The 16102-nt window shown below is 36.5% G+C and carries 22 protein-coding genes; 20 read left to right on the top strand and 2 right to left on the bottom strand.

All coding sequences use genetic code 11. The features are described from left to right. Nucleotides 1-3 precede the first annotated feature (3 nt). The 18 genes from BMW30_RS02515 to BMW30_RS02430 all read left to right on the top strand — a co-directional run bounded on the left by BMW30_RS02515 (nucleotide 4) and on the right by BMW30_RS02430 (nucleotide 12514). Nucleotides 4-267: an IreB family regulatory phosphoprotein gene (locus BMW30_RS02515; protein ID WP_091474020.1), complete on the top strand. Its 264-nt coding sequence runs from the start codon at nucleotides 4-6 to the stop codon at nucleotides 265-267. Beyond that, nucleotides 260-703 (top strand): Holliday junction resolvase RuvX, encoded by a 444-nt coding sequence (ruvX, locus tag BMW30_RS02510; protein WP_091473592.1) that lies wholly within the window; start codon nucleotides 260-262, stop codon nucleotides 701-703. The genes BMW30_RS02515 and ruvX overlap by 8 nt, the downstream gene beginning before the upstream one ends. After that, the gene (locus BMW30_RS02505; RefSeq protein ID WP_091473590.1) at nucleotides 693-989 is read left to right on the top strand and encodes a DUF1292 domain-containing protein; all 297 of its coding nucleotides are present in this window, start codon (nucleotides 693-695) and stop codon (nucleotides 987-989) included. Before ruvX ends, BMW30_RS02505 begins: the two co-directional genes overlap by 11 nt. A gap of 56 nt (nucleotides 990-1045) precedes the next feature. Further along, nucleotides 1046-2167, top strand: coding sequence for an endolytic transglycosylase MltG (gene mltG / locus BMW30_RS02500; RefSeq protein WP_091473588.1), 1122 nt, complete (start codon nucleotides 1046-1048; stop codon nucleotides 2165-2167). A 96-nt stretch (nucleotides 2168-2263) separates the two neighbouring features. Continuing rightward, a complete protein-coding gene (locus BMW30_RS02495) occupies nucleotides 2264-2887 on the top strand; it encodes an O-methyltransferase (RefSeq protein ID WP_245705613.1) in 624 nt (207 codons plus the stop codon). Between the two features lie 17 nt (nucleotides 2888-2904). After that, nucleotides 2905-3381, top strand: a complete 477-nt coding sequence (greA, locus tag BMW30_RS02490; protein ID WP_091473587.1) for a transcription elongation factor GreA — start codon at nucleotides 2905-2907, stop codon at nucleotides 3379-3381. Beyond that, nucleotides 3374-4075, top strand: a complete 702-nt coding sequence (locus BMW30_RS02485) for a 5'-methylthioadenosine/adenosylhomocysteine nucleosidase (protein WP_091473585.1) — start codon at nucleotides 3374-3376, stop codon at nucleotides 4073-4075. The genes greA and BMW30_RS02485 overlap by 8 nt, the downstream gene beginning before the upstream one ends. A gap of 171 nt (nucleotides 4076-4246) precedes the next feature. Then, the gene (locus BMW30_RS02480; RefSeq protein ID WP_091473582.1) at nucleotides 4247-4780 is read left to right on the top strand and encodes a YqeG family HAD IIIA-type phosphatase; all 534 of its coding nucleotides are present in this window, start codon (nucleotides 4247-4249) and stop codon (nucleotides 4778-4780) included. Next, nucleotides 4773-5876 (top strand): ribosome biogenesis GTPase YqeH, encoded by a 1104-nt coding sequence (yqeH, locus tag BMW30_RS02475; RefSeq protein WP_091473580.1) that lies wholly within the window; start codon nucleotides 4773-4775, stop codon nucleotides 5874-5876. Before BMW30_RS02480 ends, yqeH begins: the two co-directional genes overlap by 8 nt. Continuing rightward, entirely contained in the window at nucleotides 5877-6665 is a 789-nt protein-coding gene (gene aroE, locus BMW30_RS02470) for a shikimate dehydrogenase (protein WP_091473578.1), read from the top strand. It abuts the gene before it with no gap. Between the two features lie 12 nt (nucleotides 6666-6677). Continuing rightward, complete coding sequence (gene yhbY / locus BMW30_RS02465) at nucleotides 6678-6971, top strand: ribosome assembly RNA-binding protein YhbY (protein ID WP_091473576.1); 294 nt, start codon at nucleotides 6678-6680, stop codon at nucleotides 6969-6971. Beyond that, nucleotides 6968-7519, top strand: coding sequence for a nicotinate (nicotinamide) nucleotide adenylyltransferase (nadD, locus tag BMW30_RS02460; RefSeq protein ID WP_091473575.1), 552 nt, complete (start codon nucleotides 6968-6970; stop codon nucleotides 7517-7519). The genes yhbY and nadD overlap by 4 nt, the downstream gene beginning before the upstream one ends. A 1-nt stretch (nucleotide 7520) precedes the next feature. Continuing rightward, nucleotides 7521-8090: a bis(5'-nucleosyl)-tetraphosphatase (symmetrical) YqeK gene (yqeK, locus tag BMW30_RS02455; protein ID WP_091473573.1), complete on the top strand. Its 570-nt coding sequence runs from the start codon at nucleotides 7521-7523 to the stop codon at nucleotides 8088-8090. A gap of 4 nt (nucleotides 8091-8094) precedes the next feature. Further along, nucleotides 8095-8427 (top strand): ribosome silencing factor, encoded by a 333-nt coding sequence (gene rsfS, locus BMW30_RS02450; protein ID WP_091473572.1) that lies wholly within the window; start codon nucleotides 8095-8097, stop codon nucleotides 8425-8427. Beyond that, nucleotides 8420-9133, top strand: a complete 714-nt coding sequence (locus BMW30_RS02445) for a class I SAM-dependent DNA methyltransferase (RefSeq protein ID WP_091473570.1) — start codon at nucleotides 8420-8422, stop codon at nucleotides 9131-9133. Before rsfS ends, BMW30_RS02445 begins: the two co-directional genes overlap by 8 nt. A gap of 86 nt (nucleotides 9134-9219) precedes the next feature. Beyond that, the gene (locus BMW30_RS02440) at nucleotides 9220-9840 is read left to right on the top strand and encodes a ComEA family DNA-binding protein (protein WP_091473568.1); all 621 of its coding nucleotides are present in this window, start codon (nucleotides 9220-9222) and stop codon (nucleotides 9838-9840) included. Between the two features lie 13 nt (nucleotides 9841-9853). After that, nucleotides 9854-10309, top strand: a complete 456-nt coding sequence (locus BMW30_RS02435; RefSeq protein ID WP_091473566.1) for a ComE operon protein 2 — start codon at nucleotides 9854-9856, stop codon at nucleotides 10307-10309. Next, complete coding sequence (locus BMW30_RS02430; protein WP_091473564.1) at nucleotides 10310-12514, top strand: DNA internalization-related competence protein ComEC/Rec2; 2205 nt, start codon at nucleotides 10310-10312, stop codon at nucleotides 12512-12514. A 69-nt stretch (nucleotides 12515-12583) separates the two neighbouring features. Here BMW30_RS02430 and BMW30_RS02425 read toward each other — a convergent pair whose 3' ends face one another. Continuing rightward, nucleotides 12584-12718 carry a YqzM family protein gene (locus BMW30_RS02425; RefSeq protein WP_091473563.1) on the bottom strand — a complete coding sequence of 45 codons (135 nt, stop codon included), beginning with the start codon at nucleotides 12716-12718 and terminating at the stop codon, nucleotides 12584-12586. Nucleotides 12719-12819: 101 nt separating this feature from the next. Here BMW30_RS02425 and holA point away from each other — a divergent pair, with 101 nt between their 5' ends. Then, nucleotides 12820-13782 (top strand): DNA polymerase III subunit delta, encoded by a 963-nt coding sequence (holA, locus tag BMW30_RS02420; protein ID WP_091473561.1) that lies wholly within the window; start codon nucleotides 12820-12822, stop codon nucleotides 13780-13782. 57 nt (nucleotides 13783-13839) lie between these two features. On the opposite strand, the gene rpsT is transcribed toward holA, so the two are convergent. After that, nucleotides 13840-14085 carry a 30S ribosomal protein S20 gene (rpsT, locus tag BMW30_RS02415; RefSeq protein ID WP_091473559.1) on the bottom strand — a complete coding sequence of 82 codons (246 nt, stop codon included), beginning with the start codon at nucleotides 14083-14085 and terminating at the stop codon, nucleotides 13840-13842. Nucleotides 14086-14243: 158 nt separating this feature from the next. Here rpsT and lepA point away from each other — a divergent pair, with 158 nt between their 5' ends. Beyond that, nucleotides 14244-16067 carry a translation elongation factor 4 gene (gene lepA / locus BMW30_RS02410; RefSeq protein ID WP_091473557.1) on the top strand — a complete coding sequence of 608 codons (1824 nt, stop codon included), beginning with the start codon at nucleotides 14244-14246 and terminating at the stop codon, nucleotides 16065-16067. Nucleotides 16068-16102 lie beyond the last annotated feature (35 nt).

Raw genomic sequence — 16102 nt, 5'->3', positions numbered from 1 at the left:
ATTGTGAATCATATTGATGAGACGAGACAGTTTGATGTTGAGGAACTGACAGTTGAAGATATCAACCAAATTCTTTCGAAAGTTTATCACACATTAAACGAGCGCGGTTATAACCCGATCAACCAAATCGTTGGTTATTTACAGAGTGGAGACCCAGCTTATATACCGAGACACAATGAAGCGAGGAATTTAATTCGTCATGTGGATCGCGATGAAATCATGGAAGTATTAGTTCGCACATATATTGAACAGGTTATCAATGACTAGAGTATTAGGTTTGGACCTCGGTACAAAAACGCTCGGTGTCGCACTTAGTGATTTATATGGATGGACGGCACAAGGCTTAACGACGATTAAGATTGATGTGCAAAGTAACGACTATGGCATCGATGCGATTAAACAACTTGTCGATGAACATATTGTGAGTGAAATTGTTGTTGGATTACCTAAACATATGAACAACTCGATTGGTGAGAGTGGACAGCGTTCTATAGATTTTAGTAAAATGCTTGAAGCTGAGCTTCCAAGTGTTAAAATAACATTGTGGGATGAACGACTCAGTACAGTTGCAGCAGAACGTGTGCTGCTTGAAGGCGATATTTCTCGCAAAAAACGCAAACAAGTCATCGATAAGATGGCGGCTGTGTTTATTTTACAAGGTTATTTAGACCAACCAAAAAAGGAGATTCAACATGACAAATGAAGAATTAGAATTCAACAATGATGAAGAAGTATTGACACTCTACGATAATGAAGGTAACGAGGTACTCTACCGTAAGTTGTTACAATTTTACCATCCTGAGTTTAAAAAAGAGTATTTAATACTTGCGGAAGAATCGAACTTTTCTGATGAAGATGGCGACATCGAACTCATCCCAATGATTAGTACGGATGATGAAGAAGGTCAGCTATTACCAGTCGAAACAGATGAAGAGTGGGATATGATTGAAGAGATTGTTAATACTCAGATGGACGAGCCTGAAGAATAATATAGAAATTAAGAATAGCTTCCGCTAGGAGGCTATTTTTAGGAATGGAGTAATGAATGAGTAGACAAGATGACATTAAGTTCTCAAAAAATGTGTCTTCATACTTATCATTGTTTGTGATTGGTATTATAGTCGTCGTGATGGTCGCACTTGCGATTTTTGCTTACATATATTTTGTAAATCAAACAAGTCCGGTTGATGTGAATGATACAGAAACACAAACAGTAGTAATAGAAGTAGGTACAGAAAGAGCTGTTCTCGCAGACCAATTGGAAGATGCTGGTATAATCTCGAATGGGTTTTTCTTCAAGTATTTCTTACAGTTAAATAACTATTCGGATTATCAAGCAGGAGAGTATGAATTATCACCATCGATGGATTTTGAAACAATCGCACAAACGATATCTACAGGTACGGTTTATGAAGAGGTATTATTTAGAGTGACGATACCTGAAGGTTTCACGCTTGAACAGATTGCAGATACGTGGGCAAATGAATTGCCAATGACAGCGTCTGAATTTATTGAGCAAACAGAAGATGAAGAGTATCTGATGGAATTGATTGATGATTATCCAGACATGTTAACGACAGAAATTTTAGATGAAAATGTAAAATTCCCGTTAGAAGGGTACTTATTCCCTGCAACATATGACGTCGTAGAAGAAGATCCTTCTGCTGACACATTGATTCGTCAAATGTTAGATGCAACATATAACAACAGTTTCTCTATCTTTGCATCAAGCAATACGTATACGTTAACAATTGATGGACAGAGTGAGGAGCGTTCATTCCATGAATTCTTAACATTAGCATCGATCATTGAACGTGAAGCAACATCGCTTGCTGACCGCTCTCAAATTGCAAGTGTATTTATTAACCGTATGGCACTTAATCCGAGCATGCCATTACAAACGGACCCAACTGTTTTATATGCACTCGGAGAACATAGAGATCAAGTCCTTTATGAAGACTTAGAAGTCGATGATCCATATAATACGTATCAGAATACAGGATTACCGCCAGGACCGATTTCAAACCCAGGTGTTGAATCGATTCAAAGTACAATGAATCCGTCAAATACGGATTACTATTACTTCTTAGCAGATTCTGATGGGGTCAACCACTTCGCTGAAACGTACGAACAACACTTAGAAAACCGCGCGCTATATATTGATTAGTAAAAACTCTTTTAAAAGATGCTTACTTATGTTAATATACTTTTTAATGATTGAAACAACTGATAACTATTGTTATCAGTTGTATTTTTTGTATAGGTGATTGAGTTGTCAATTTTAAATTATTGTGCAAAATTAAACGAACAGAATGAAATGTTTCCAAGTGTGTTTGACTATGCACAAGAGCACAAGGTACCGATTATTGATGCCGATTCTCTAAATGTGCTAAAACATCAATTGCGTCTAATGAATCGCAAGAGAATTTTAGAAATAGGCACAGCAATTGGCTACAGTGGACTCCACATGCTAAGTGTGGCTGATGATATACATTTAACAACAATTGAAAAAGATAAAACACTGCATGATATTGCTGTAGAAAACTTTAAGACACATGGGGCCCTATCCCGTGTCAATGCAATATGTATGGATGCAAAAGAAATCGATCCTGATGCGCTCGGTCATTTTGACATGTTATTTATTGATGCTTCTAAAGCAAACAATCAATTTTTCTTTGAGAAGTTTGAACCATTACTAGATGAATCTGGAATAATTATTGTCGATAATATACTCGCGCGCGGACTGGTAATTGAAGATGAAATCACCAACAAAAACTTAAACAAAATGGTTAAAAAAGTAGATGCATTTAATCAATTTGTTGCAACGTCCGAATTCCACGCGTCATTTTTACCAGTGGGGGATGGACTTTTAATTATAAGTAGATAATTTAAGGAGATAGGATTATGAACAACACTAAAGAATTTCCAATGACGCAAGAAGGATTTAACAAGTTAGAAGAAGAGTTAGAGTATTTAAAAACGATTAAGCGACCAGAAGTCGTAGAAAAGATCAAAGTTGCGAGAAGTTTCGGTGACTTATCTGAGAACTCTGAGTACGATGCAGCAAAAGACGAGCAAGGTTTCGTTGAACAGGAAATTTCTAAAATTGAAGATATGATTCGTCATGCAAAAATCATTACAGAAAATGGCGATAATAACTCAGTAAATATCGGTAAAACAGTTACTTTTGAAGAGATTCCAGACGGAGACAAAGAAGTTTACACAATTGTTGGTTCTGCTGAAGCGGATCCATTTGAGGGTAAGATTTCAAATGAATCACCAATTGCAAAAGCTTTGATGGGTAAAAAACTAAACGATACAGTAACTGTGCCGCTACCAAATGGTAATGATATGAAAGTGAAAATCGTAAGCATTGACTAAGAAAACGATAGGAATCATCGGTGCGATGGCACCAGAAGTAGAAATACTTCTTGGAGATATGAAAGTTACGCGTGAAACGAAAATTGCACATGCGTCATTTTATGAAGGTATGCTGAATAATCAATCGATTGTCTTAGTAGAGTCTGGTATCGGTAAAGTGAACGCAAGTATAATCACGACATTGTTAATCCATCACTTTAATGTGGATTATGTGATTAATACGGGTGTTGCAGGTAGCTTACATGCTGAAGTGAGTGTGACAGACATAGTTGTAAGCAGTCATGTGATTCATCATGACGTCGATGCGGTGAACTTCAACTATCAATATGGTCAAGTTCCCGGTATGCCACTCAGTTATAAAACGGATATTGAGCTCCTCGATAAAGTGACTCAAATCATCGACAACCATGTAGATGTAAAGATGAAAAAAGGACTTATCGTCAGTGGTGACTCATTTATAGGTGATGTTGAGATGAAGGCATCTATCGTCGAAAAATTTAGTGATTCACTTTCCGTTGATATGGAATCTGCACCGATTGCGCAAGTCTGTTATCAGTTTGACGTACCGTTCATTATTATCCGTTCGATATCGGATGATGCGAATGATCGTGCTGAAATGAAATACGATGAGTTTCTCGAGATCGCTTGTATTAACTCGTCTAACGTTGTAAAATTATTATTGAATCAAATGTAACGGAGGAATCTATATATGGTTTTCTTAATGATTGCATCTATTATGATTACAGTCGTAATTGGTTATTTAATTTACGCAGATACAGAAACAGAAGAGCTAGACATTACAGAATAAGCACCTTTTATAAGGGTGCTTTTATTGTGTTAAAATTAGGTTAGATATGAGGTATATATGAAAATTTTAGAAGATTTATTTTTACCCACTTATTTCGTCAATCATTTTTCTGACATTACACCTGAAGTATTAAAGGAAAAGGGTTATAAAGCAGTGATGATTGATTTAGATAACACGTTAGTTGCCTATGACGAAGCAAACTCAAATGAAGTTGTGAATACATGGTTTAATGCACTTGATGAATCAGAAATTAAGATCATGATCGTATCAAACGGAAAATATGACCGCGTATCTGCATTTTCAGAGCCTGAAGAATTTATCTACATAGACTCTGCAAGAAAACCATTTAGTAAAGGATTTACGAAAGCCATGCGCGCATTCGGTGTTTATCCGCATGAGACATTGATGATTGGGGACCAAGTGATGACGGATGTACTGGGCTCACGACGCGTCGGTGTAGATAGTGCGTTAGTGCGTCCGATAAAAGATAAGGATGCGCTTGCGACGAAGTTGAACCGTTTTATTGAATCGTTAATTTTGAAACAGTTTAATAGAAAAGGTCTAGTGAATTGGAGGGAGACGATTGAGTAACGCAAAATGTATCGGTTGTGGTGCAACACTGCAAACGGTTGATGAAAATGCGCCAGGATTCATTCCGAAGAGCGGGATGGATAATGAAAATGCAATTTGTAAGCGTTGTTTTAGATTAAAAAATTATAACGAAGTCATGGATATCAATGTAAACTCTGGGGACTATTTAACGATGTTAAACGCACTGTACGAGGCAGACGGTTTAATCGTTAAAGTCTTTGATATCTTTGATTTTGATAGTAGTATTATCCCATCGTTTAACCGCATCGTCGGTGATAAGAATGTCATCGTTGTATTAAATAAAATGGATATATTACCTAAATCTGTAAATATCGGGCGCTTGATTCATCAAGTGAAGTTTTTGCTGAGTAAAGAGGGCATTAAACTCGTTGATGCGGTGGCTATTAGTGCAAAGAAAAATCATGGAATTGACCAATTATTAAAGACAATCAATCGATACCGCACGAATGAGGATGTCTATGTCGTCGGTACGACAAACGTCGGGAAATCAACATTGATCAACCGGTTGATTGAGAATACGAGCGGTGAAAAAGAAATTATTACGACGAGTCGTTTTCCAGGGACGACGCTTGATTTGATCGATATACCACTCGGTGATGGCAGTTTTATCTTTGATACGCCAGGTATTGTTGTTGAATCACAGATGACGCGAAACGTTGCGCCAGAAGATTTGAAATATATTATGCCAACAAAAGAATTAAAACCGAAAACTTTCCAGCTGAATGCGGGACAAACACTATTTCTAGGACCACTTGCTGCTGTTTCATATGTCGGTGGCCAGGACAATAGTTTTACGATTTATGTGAGTGACAGGATTAAGATTCATAGAACAAAATATGAAAATCATGAATCGTTTTACGATAACCATTTTAATGGATTACTTGTTCCACCAACATTAGAAGAACCGGTACTTGACCATTCGCGTGTCAAAACTTTCGAAGTAGAAGGCGGAACCGATGTATTAATCAGCGGTCTTGGATTTGTTGCAATTCGCGATAGTGCAACGATTGAAGTTAAGGTACCAGAACACGTAGAGGTGTATACGCGACCGTCAATGTTTAAAGGAATGAACTAAATGACAAATTTTGCTGTAATTGGAGATCCAATTAAACATACGTTATCACCGAACATTCATAACCATAACTTTGAGTTAAACGGTGATGACCATACGTATGTGGCGCTGCATATTACACCAGAGCAGTTACCAAATATTAGACAAACGATAGAAGATAAACATCTGCTTGGGCTCAATGTGACGATTCCACATAAACAAACGATTATGACATACTTGGATAAAATATCGCCTGAAGCAACATCGATCGGTGCAGTGAATACTGTTCATGTGAATGACGGTCGATTAATCGGCTATAATACAGATGTATCCGGTTATAAAAAAATGTTACTCGAACATTTTGATATTGCTAAAGATATGAAAGTTCTCATACTCGGTGGTGGCGGTGCAGCGAAAGCGGTGCACTATGTCCATCATCAGTTAGGTGGAACTGTAACCGTTGCTGTGCGAAATGTTGAGAAAATGAAAAAATTTTCGGAATTACCTTATGAAGTGCTTCATTTTGGTAATGTTGATCTGTCTCAATATGACTGCATCATCAATGCAACACCGATCGGTTTAAACGGAGAAGATGTCATTGAAACACTCGGTATTGAACCAAACTTTAAAAATGATGCGATTGGCATCGATTTAATCTATCATACGAAAACACCGTTTTTGTCATACTTTAATGGCAATAGTATCGGTGGTTTAAATATGCTCGTCCATCAAGCAATGGACGCATACGCTATTTGGACTGGCAAAGTGGGTCAGACGAATGCAGTGAAAGAAATGCTTAAAACGATTATTTAAGGAGGTTGTCAAATGACGTTGACATCAAAACAAGTGAGTCAATTAAAGAATGAAGCGCATCATTTAAATCCATTGTTTCAAATTGGAAAAAATGGAATCAATGATAACTTCATCTCTCAAATCGATGATTTGTTAGAAAAACGTGAACTCATAAAAATCTCAGTATTACAAAATGCTGAAGAAGATAAAAAAGATTTAGCTGACCAAATTTCCATGCAAACGAATAGTGAAATCGTTACTGTGATTGGGAATACAATCATTCTGTATAGAGAATCTACGAACAATAAACGAATTGAACTCGTATGAAGATAGGTATATTTGGAGGAACTTTCGATCCGATACATGTCGGCCATGTGAATGTTGTTGAAGAGGTTAAGTTTGCGCTAGGGTTAGATAAAATAATCGTTGTGCCAGCTTTTTTATCGCCGCATAAAACATCATCAACATTGGGAGCAGATGCACGAATGAAGTGTGTTTCACTCGCTGTAGAAGCGTATGATGATGTTGAGGTTACAGATTTTGAGATTTCCCAAGGGAAGAGTATTTATTCGTATAATACGCTTCAATACTTTAATGAATTATATCCTGATGATGAAATCATTTTTATTATCGGAACAGATCAGTATGAGAATTTTGATAAGTGGTACAAGTCTAAGGATATACTCGAGATATATAAAGTTGTTGTCGTCAGTCGAAATCATGAAGATATCACAATTCAATCACCATTTGAGAAAGTAGAAATACCAATTTTTGATGTCTCATCCACTTTAATTCGAGAGCGGATGGTGAACAATGAACCATTTCAACACTTGGTACCGCATGCGGTCTATCAGTATTTAAAGGAGAATCATTGATATGGACATAGAAAAAGCTTTGGAAATCGTACGTCATAAATTACCAAAAAAACGCTTTGAACATAGCGTGCGTGTTGCTGAGACAGCAGTTAAGCTTGCTGAAATGTTTAACGGCGATAAATATAACTGTGAACTCGCAGGCATTTTACATGACTATTGTAAGTATGATGAACTCAGTGAGATGTATCAGATTGTAATTCGTGAAAAGCTGGATCCTGCACTGCTCGGTTTCAATAAAGAATTGTTACATGGTCCAGTTGCGGCAATTAAAATGCGAGATGATTATGGTATTAAAAATGATGAAATATTATTGGCAATTTCCAACCACACTTCAGGTCGTGACCACATGACATTGAATGAAAAAATCATTTATGTGGCAGACTATATTGAACCTGAACGAGATCAAAAGAACGTTGATGACATTCGGAAGATTGTTTACGAAGACAAACACTTGGATTTGGCAGTGTATGAAATAACAAAAGCAACGATTAAACATTTGCTTAAATCAGACAAAACCATTTACCCGCGAACAATCGAATGCTTGAATTATTATAATATGGTGAAGGAATGATTTTTTGACAAGTAAAGAACTATTAAATATTTTAGTTGAAGCATGTGATGATAAACGTGCGGATGATATTGCAACATTTAATGTGAAAGAATCGAGCTCTGTAACAGATTACTATATCATTTGTCATGCAGGTTCAGATCGACAAGTTCAAGCAATTTCAGAACACGTGATTGAAATTGCAAGAGAACAAGGCAAAGATGTACTTGTAGAAGGTATGAAAGAAGGTAAATGGGTACTCGTTGATGCAGAAGACGTCATCGTTCATATCTTCTTAAAACCAGAAAGAAGTTACTATAATTTAGAACGATTGTTTACGTCAGGTGAGAAGCTTGACTAACCATTTTGCAAGCATGTATGATGCCTTGACCTATGATGTGCCGGATAATCTTTGGGTAGACATCATCTCACCATATTTGGAACATAAGCATTCTGTTTTAGATATAGGCTGTGGTACAGGTCGCATTTTATCAGCACTTGATATCGAGGAAAAGTTTGGTTTTGATGCGTCACGAGAGATGATTTCGATTGCAAAAGAAAACGATTCATCATTGCAACTTTCTGTACAAAATATGCAGTCATTTGACTACGATCGTACATTTGATGTCATCACAGCGAATAGTGATGTCATTAACTATCTAGATGACTTAAACGAAGTCAGCATGTTCATCGAACGTGTATCAAAACATTTGGATCCTGGTGGCGTATTTATTTTCGATAGTCATAGCATGTATAAAATGATGACGGAATTTAATGATCAGACATATGCCGATGATTTAGAAACAATCAGTTACATTTGGTTTGCACACCGTGGAGAATCACCGTATTCTGTTGATCACGAGCTGATTTTTTTCAATCAAGCAGAGAATGGTACATATGTTAAGACGACAGAGTCATTTTCACAACGGACATATCCACACGAAGATATCGTGAACATGATTAAAGAAAGTACTTTAGAACTTATCCATACATTTAGTGATTTTGATTCGAGCAATAAAGTGACGACAGAATGCGAAAGAATTTTTTATATTTTGCAAAAATCATAAAAAATATTAACAAATTTTATAAGTTAAAAAAATAACTCACCTTTTTTAAGCATATATAGATAGAGGGTTAAAAAAGGAGAGATAAAATGATTGTATTTTTACAAAATAATAAACATTTGTTAATTGGTGTCGGTGTTGTTGCTGTTGTTCTGTTTTTCGTGTATAAAAATTGGCAACCAGCTGCAACCGAAGTCGTTGCGATTGAGTCGTATGAACCTGTTGAAATTGAGGAGATTGAAGAACCTGTTGAAAACTATGCCTTACCAGATATGATTTTTGTCGAAGTAAAGGGTGCTGTGCTTTATCCGGGTGTGTATGAGTTGCCAGCAGATGCACGGGTCAAAAATGTGCTTGAAAAAGCCGTTGTACAACCGGAAGGTGATTTACTCCACGTAAACCAATCCATGAAGCTAAAGGATGAACAGGTGGTCTACGTTCCATTTGAAGATGAAGCAGATTTGATTCCAAACACGTATGTGAATGAATACGATTCAGCACACGAAGTAGATAATGATTTGATCAATATCAACACTGCATCCATTGAAGTACTGATGAGATTGAATGGTGTTGGTGAGAAAACAGCACAATCGATTATAGAATATCGAGAGCAAAATGGTTTGTTTATGAATACAGCTGATCTAATGCAAGTGAGTGGCATCGGAGAGAAGAAATTTCAAAATTTAGAGCAACACATCGTTGTTGAGTAGGGAGTTAGTATAAATGCGAATAAATTGGCACGATTACTTCATGGCACAAACACAATTGTTGAGCTTACGTTCAACATGTTCTCGTTTAAAAGTTGGCGCAACAATCGTTAAAGATAACCGTGTCATTTCTAGTGGATACAACGGCTCTGTTTCAGGAGAAGAGCATTGTATCGATGTCGGTTGTTTGATGGAAGATGGACATTGTATTCGTACCATTCATGCAGAAATCAATTCGATTTTACAGTGTTCTAAATTTGGTGTGTCGACTGAAGGTGCTTCAATATATGTTACACATTTCCCTTGTGTGCACTGTAGTAAGTCAATCATTCAAGCCGGTATAAAAAACATATTCTATAGAGAAGACTATAAAAATCATCCGTATGCAGAATATTTATTTGAACAAAATAACGTCCATGTTGAACGCATACCATTTGAGCCATCACAAATTATTGAATATTTGAGTGAATAGATGATTGCATTCGTATGTTTTCTTACGATAGTCGTTGCTGTCGTGTTGGTAGAAAATGCGTTTATTGGTTTCTTTTTATGTGCAGCAATGTTGTTTATCCTATGGCAACAAACAAGGCAATTTTGGCGTTTAATATATTGTATCCTCTTAACAGCGATCATGACGATGGCTGTTATTTTTATGCCCAAAATGACCCCTATAGAATCTTTATCAGAAGTCACAGTTGTTGGTTACAAATATTATACTGATGATATCATTTATATCGTGGATTCAAATCGAGAAACCTATGAGATGTACTCCGATGAACACTATGAAATCGGCATGCGCTGTTATGGTAACTACGAAATATTTCAAGGTAACTCACAGCGCAACATGATCAAAGAAGACGATTCACTCCGCATGGTCATGAATGGTATTAACGGAAGGATTTATGATGACACATCGACACTGTGTGAACATGGACCACTTACAATCGGTATGCAGATCAACGCGTTTAGAGATAAATACATTCAAAGGATTCTCAATGCGACCGAGCATGATTATAAATTCGATATGCTGACACTTTCGATCGGCATTAAGAGCTATATTGATTCAGAACTTTTTGATGGATTGCAAAAGTTAGGCATATACCATCTATACGTCATTTCTGGCACCCATGTCGCCTTTTTAACTGGTGTCTTATATTATGTGCTCAAACGTATGAGAATCCCTCTAGAATGGATAAAAATCATATTGATCATTATGTTGCTATGTTTCTTATTATTAAATCTATTCAGCCCGAGTGTCGTTCGTGCTGTGTTAATGGCTGTACTATTGCTCATCACATCATTTTTTAGAACACGACCATACATGACGATTATATCATTGACCGCCATATTTCAATTTTTATATCATCCAAACATTATTTATAATGCGGGATTTCAACTCTCATATATAACGACTTATTTTATCCTCTTAACCAGACACTATATTTTGAACCGAGGCCCATTCGTCCAGCTGTTCATGTTCACTGTCATTTCAGAAATCAGTACGCTGCTCATTCTACTCATCCATTTTAATGATCTCAGCATCAGTGGTATTTTAATGAACCTCATATTTGTACCACTTTTTTCCGTTGTCATTTTTCCATCCGTCATTATTTTCAACATCGCCAGTCTAATTGGAATCAATGGACTATTTGACTATTTATTTCATTTCATATTCTCAAATTTAAAACAAGTGATTTTATATTTATCTAATGCCTTTCAACACCGAATGTTTATGACGAACTTATCCAATGTTGCAATAATAATTTTGCTCATCACAACGGTGACATCGACGATGGCAATTTGTAAAAATAAAATTAATCATGCAATTATTTCACTTCTTATCTTCTTTGCTACCGTAATGTTCAATCAATATTATTCATCACATGATTTTAAAATTACGATGGTTGATGTGGGGCAAGGGGATGCTTTTCTAATCCAAGATATGCGACAAAACAAGACGATTCTCATCGATACAGGTGGTAGATTTTATATGGATACCCCACACATTCGACTGTCGGATCGTACGTTATTGCCATATTTAAAGCAGTCAGGGATCAATCAGATAGATATGGTTGTACTCAGTCATATCGATTTAGATCATGTTGGAGAGTTTGATCATATTGCAAACAAGGTGAATATTCATTATGTCATGGCAAATATGAGAGATCCTGCATTTAATGAATTTTGGGCATATGATATCCCACTTGTTGATCCTTTGGAAAACCAAAGTTTTGAGATTGGAAATATTAATATACGTGTACTTTCACCAATGGATGCTGAAATACAAGAAGGTTCAAACGGTAGCTCGATTGTTCTATATATTCAACTTGGAAAATTCTCAATACTTTTTACAGGCGATGCGGGTGTAGATGAAGAGCAGTTATTAATGGAAAGCTATCAACCGGTTGAAGCAGATATATTAAAGGTCGGGCATCATGGGTCTGATACATCAAGTAGTTCTGAGTTTATAGAATGGTTGTCTCCAAATATTGCGTTAATATCTGCAGGCGTCGATAATCGCTACGGCCACCCACATGACAGTGTCTTAGATACACTCTCTGGCATGTTAATTCTTTCGACAAATGAGGTCGGGATGGTTGAGATGGTAATTGATGGTGATACATTATGTGTGGCGTCTAAACTGGGTAATGACACGCAGTGCATGATTAAGAAATAAAAAAACACTGCGAATTTTTCATCGCAGTGTTCTTTAATAAATTTAAATCTAAGGTTAGATTATAAGAGATTATCTCGAAACGATCTCAACAATGTGAGGAATAGCATAGATTACTGTTAATGCAAGAAAGCCAATAACAAAGCCTTTACCTGCATCAATTACGTCGTTACTTTTTGATTGCTTATGATGTTCGAACTTATTCATTAACATATCCTCCTATGTTTCTCTTGTCATATCATTAATAAGTATATATAAAAACGAAGAAAAAAGCTATAATATATCTATAATTTATTTGGAGTGTTTCCATGAACTTACTACAATTGATACACGGGACGAATATAAGACGCATCAATGAGATGTCGAATAAACTTGCAAAAGACTATCTCGATGAAATCGATGATTTCAATTTGGTAAAACTGAATTTAAAAGAGCATACGATTGAAGCATTGGTCGATGAAGCACAAATTTTACCGATGTTTTCTGAGCGCAAAGTCATTGTTGTTACCGATGCATTTGTGTTCACAGGGCAAAAAGTACGCGCTGAAGTGAAGCATAACATAGACTTGCTTGTTGAGTATTTAGAAAATAAAAACGATGATACACTAATCATTTTTGAAGTTTACAGTGAAAAGTTAGATAAGCGAAAGAAAATCACAAAGTTGATGGGCAAGCACGGCATTGTACATGAAGTAAAACCGATGGGTGAAAACGAACTGAAGAAGTTTGCTTCTGAAGTGTTTTTAGAGAATGATATCCAAATTACACCTAATGCACTGAATCGTTTAATTGCGAAGACTGGTGTGGATTATGAAACGGTAATGAATGAAATCGACAAGCTCGTTCTTTACGGAGATCGTGAATTACATATTGATGATATTGAAGATGTCGTCAGCGATAGTTTAGATAGCAATGTATTTAAATTATCAGAACTGATTATAGCAGGTAAAAAGTTAGAAGCGGTGCAACTCGTTCGTCATTTAATCTTACAAAAAGAAGAACCGATTAAATTGTTAGCACTTATTACGAGACAGTTCCGCTTGATGTACCAAGTGAAGTTGTTATCTAGCAAAGGCTTTGACCAAGCATATATTGCACGCACGATTAAATCCCATCCATATCCGGTACAACTTGCATCAAGAAGTGTCAGTGGTGTCAGTGTGGATAGTTTGTTTAAAAAGATTGTGAAGTGTCGCGACATCGATTATCAAATGAAATCGAGCTATCTTGATCACCAAACACTGTTTGAAACATTTATATTAGAAGTTTAAAAAAATAACCGATTATCTCGAAAATGAATCGAGACAATCGGTTATTTTAATACTCAATTATTTAGCCATCAATTGAGATTTCATACGAGAACCTTTGTTTTTGTGAATTAAATTCTTTTTAACTGCTTTATCAATGTGCTTTACTGCAGCAGAAGTAAGTTCTTCTCTGTTATCAGTATCTTCAGCTTTAGCAACCTGTGCTTTTTTAATCGCTGTACGCATTTCATTTTTCTGAGCAATGTTTTGAACACGTGCTTTTTCATTTGTTAATACACGTTTTTTAGATGATTTAATATTCGGCATAATGTCACCTCCAACAAAATTTACAACTTTTTATTGCAACAAAAAACATTTTACCAAAACTCGAGAGTCTTTGCAATCATAAGTTTTAAATCAATTGATACATCAACATGGAATTGTTATAATTATTACATTGCGAAAAAGAAAGTTGGTACCTCAGTATGAACAATGAAGACCGTTTAAAGAGACAGAAAAACATACGTAATTTCTCGATAATTGCACATATCGACCATGGGAAATCGACGTTAGCAGACCGTATTTTAGAAAATACGCAATCTGTAGCAACACGAGATATGAAAACTCAATTGCTCGATTCCATGGATTTAGAACGTGAGCGAGGAATTACGATTAAATTGAATGCTGTTCAACTAAAGTATACAGCAAAAGATGGAGAGGACTATACATTCCACCTTATAGATACCCCGGGACACGTCGATTTTACATACGAAGTGTCACGTTCGCTTGCTGCATGTGAAGGGGCAATTCTTGTTGTCGATGCAGCGCAAGGTATTGAGGCACAAACACTCGCAAATGTTTATTTGGCACTCGATAATGATTTAGAACTTGTGCCTGTCATTAATAAGATTGACTTACCAGCAGCGGATCCAGACCGAATCGCTCAAGAAGTCGAAGACGTAATTGGATTGCCTGCAGAGGATGCAATTCCTGCTTCGGCTAAAGCAAATATCGGTATTGAAGAAATACTTGAGCGTATTGTTGAAGTCGTGCCACCACCAAGTGGTGATCCGGAAGCACCACTTAAAGCACTTATTTTTGACTCCGTATTCGATGCATATCGCGGTGTTATTTCATCGATAAGAATTATGGATGGAACGGTTAAAGCAGGCGACAAAATCAAAATGATGTCGACTGGTAAAACGTTTGAAGTGATTGAAGTGGGTATCAATACACCAAAACCGATGACAGTGGATGAACTGACGGTCGGTGATGTTGGATTTATTACAGCGTCGATCAAAAATGTTGCAGACTCAAATGTTGGGGATACAATTACGCTTGCGAACAATCCAGCAGCAGAACCATTACAAGGTTACAAGAAGATGAATCCGATGGTGTTCTGTGGTCTTTATCCGATTGATTCTGCAAAATATAATGATCTTAGAGAAGCTTTAGAAAAATTACAGTTGAACGACTCTTCTCTTGAATATGAACCAGAGACATCACAAGCATTAGGATTTGGCTACCGAACAGGTTTCTTAGGTTTACTTCATATGGAAATTATTCAAGAGCGCATCGAGCGTGAGTTTGGTATTGAATTAATCGCGACTGCACCATCTGTAATTTACGAAGTGCACATGACGGATGGTGAAACGATTGTCGTGGATAACCCATCAAAAATGCCAGACCCACAAAAGATAGAACATTTGAAAGAACCATATGTTAAAGCGACGATCATGGTGCCAAATGATTATGTCGGTTCTGTCATGGAGCTTTGTCAAAAACGTCGTGGTAACTTCTTAACGATGGACTATATCGATGATATTCGTGTGAATGTACAATATGAAATTCCATTATCAGAAATCGTGTTTGATTTCTTTGATCAATTGAAATCTAATACGAAAGGCTATGCATCATTTGATTATGAGTTTATCGGCAATAAGGAAAGTCGCTTAGTTAAGATGGACATTTTACTCAATCAAGAAAAAGTCGATGCATTATCTATCATCGTACATAGAGATTTCGCTCATGAACGTGGTAAAGTCATCGTTGAAAAATTAAAGACGCTTATTCCACGTCAGCAGTTCGAAGTACCTATTCAAGCAGCGATCGGTAATAAGATCGTGTCTCGTACGAATATAAAATCAATGGGTAAAAACGTCATTGCAAAATGTTACGGTGGAGATATTTCACGTAAGCGTAAGTTACTTGAGAAACAAAAAGAAGGTAAAAAGAAAATGAAAGCAGTGGGTAGTGTAGAAATACCACAAGAAGCTTTCCTTGCAGTGCTTAAAATGGATGATGATTAATTCAAAGGCTGAGACAAGTGTGTAATTGACTTGTC

This window comes from Aliicoccus persicus (assembly GCF_900110815.1).
GTDB lineage: Bacteria > Bacillota > Bacilli > Staphylococcales > Salinicoccaceae > Aliicoccus > Aliicoccus persicus.
The sequence above is the reverse complement of the archived record's forward strand: the minus strand, read 5'-3'. Positions and strand labels throughout refer to the sequence as shown.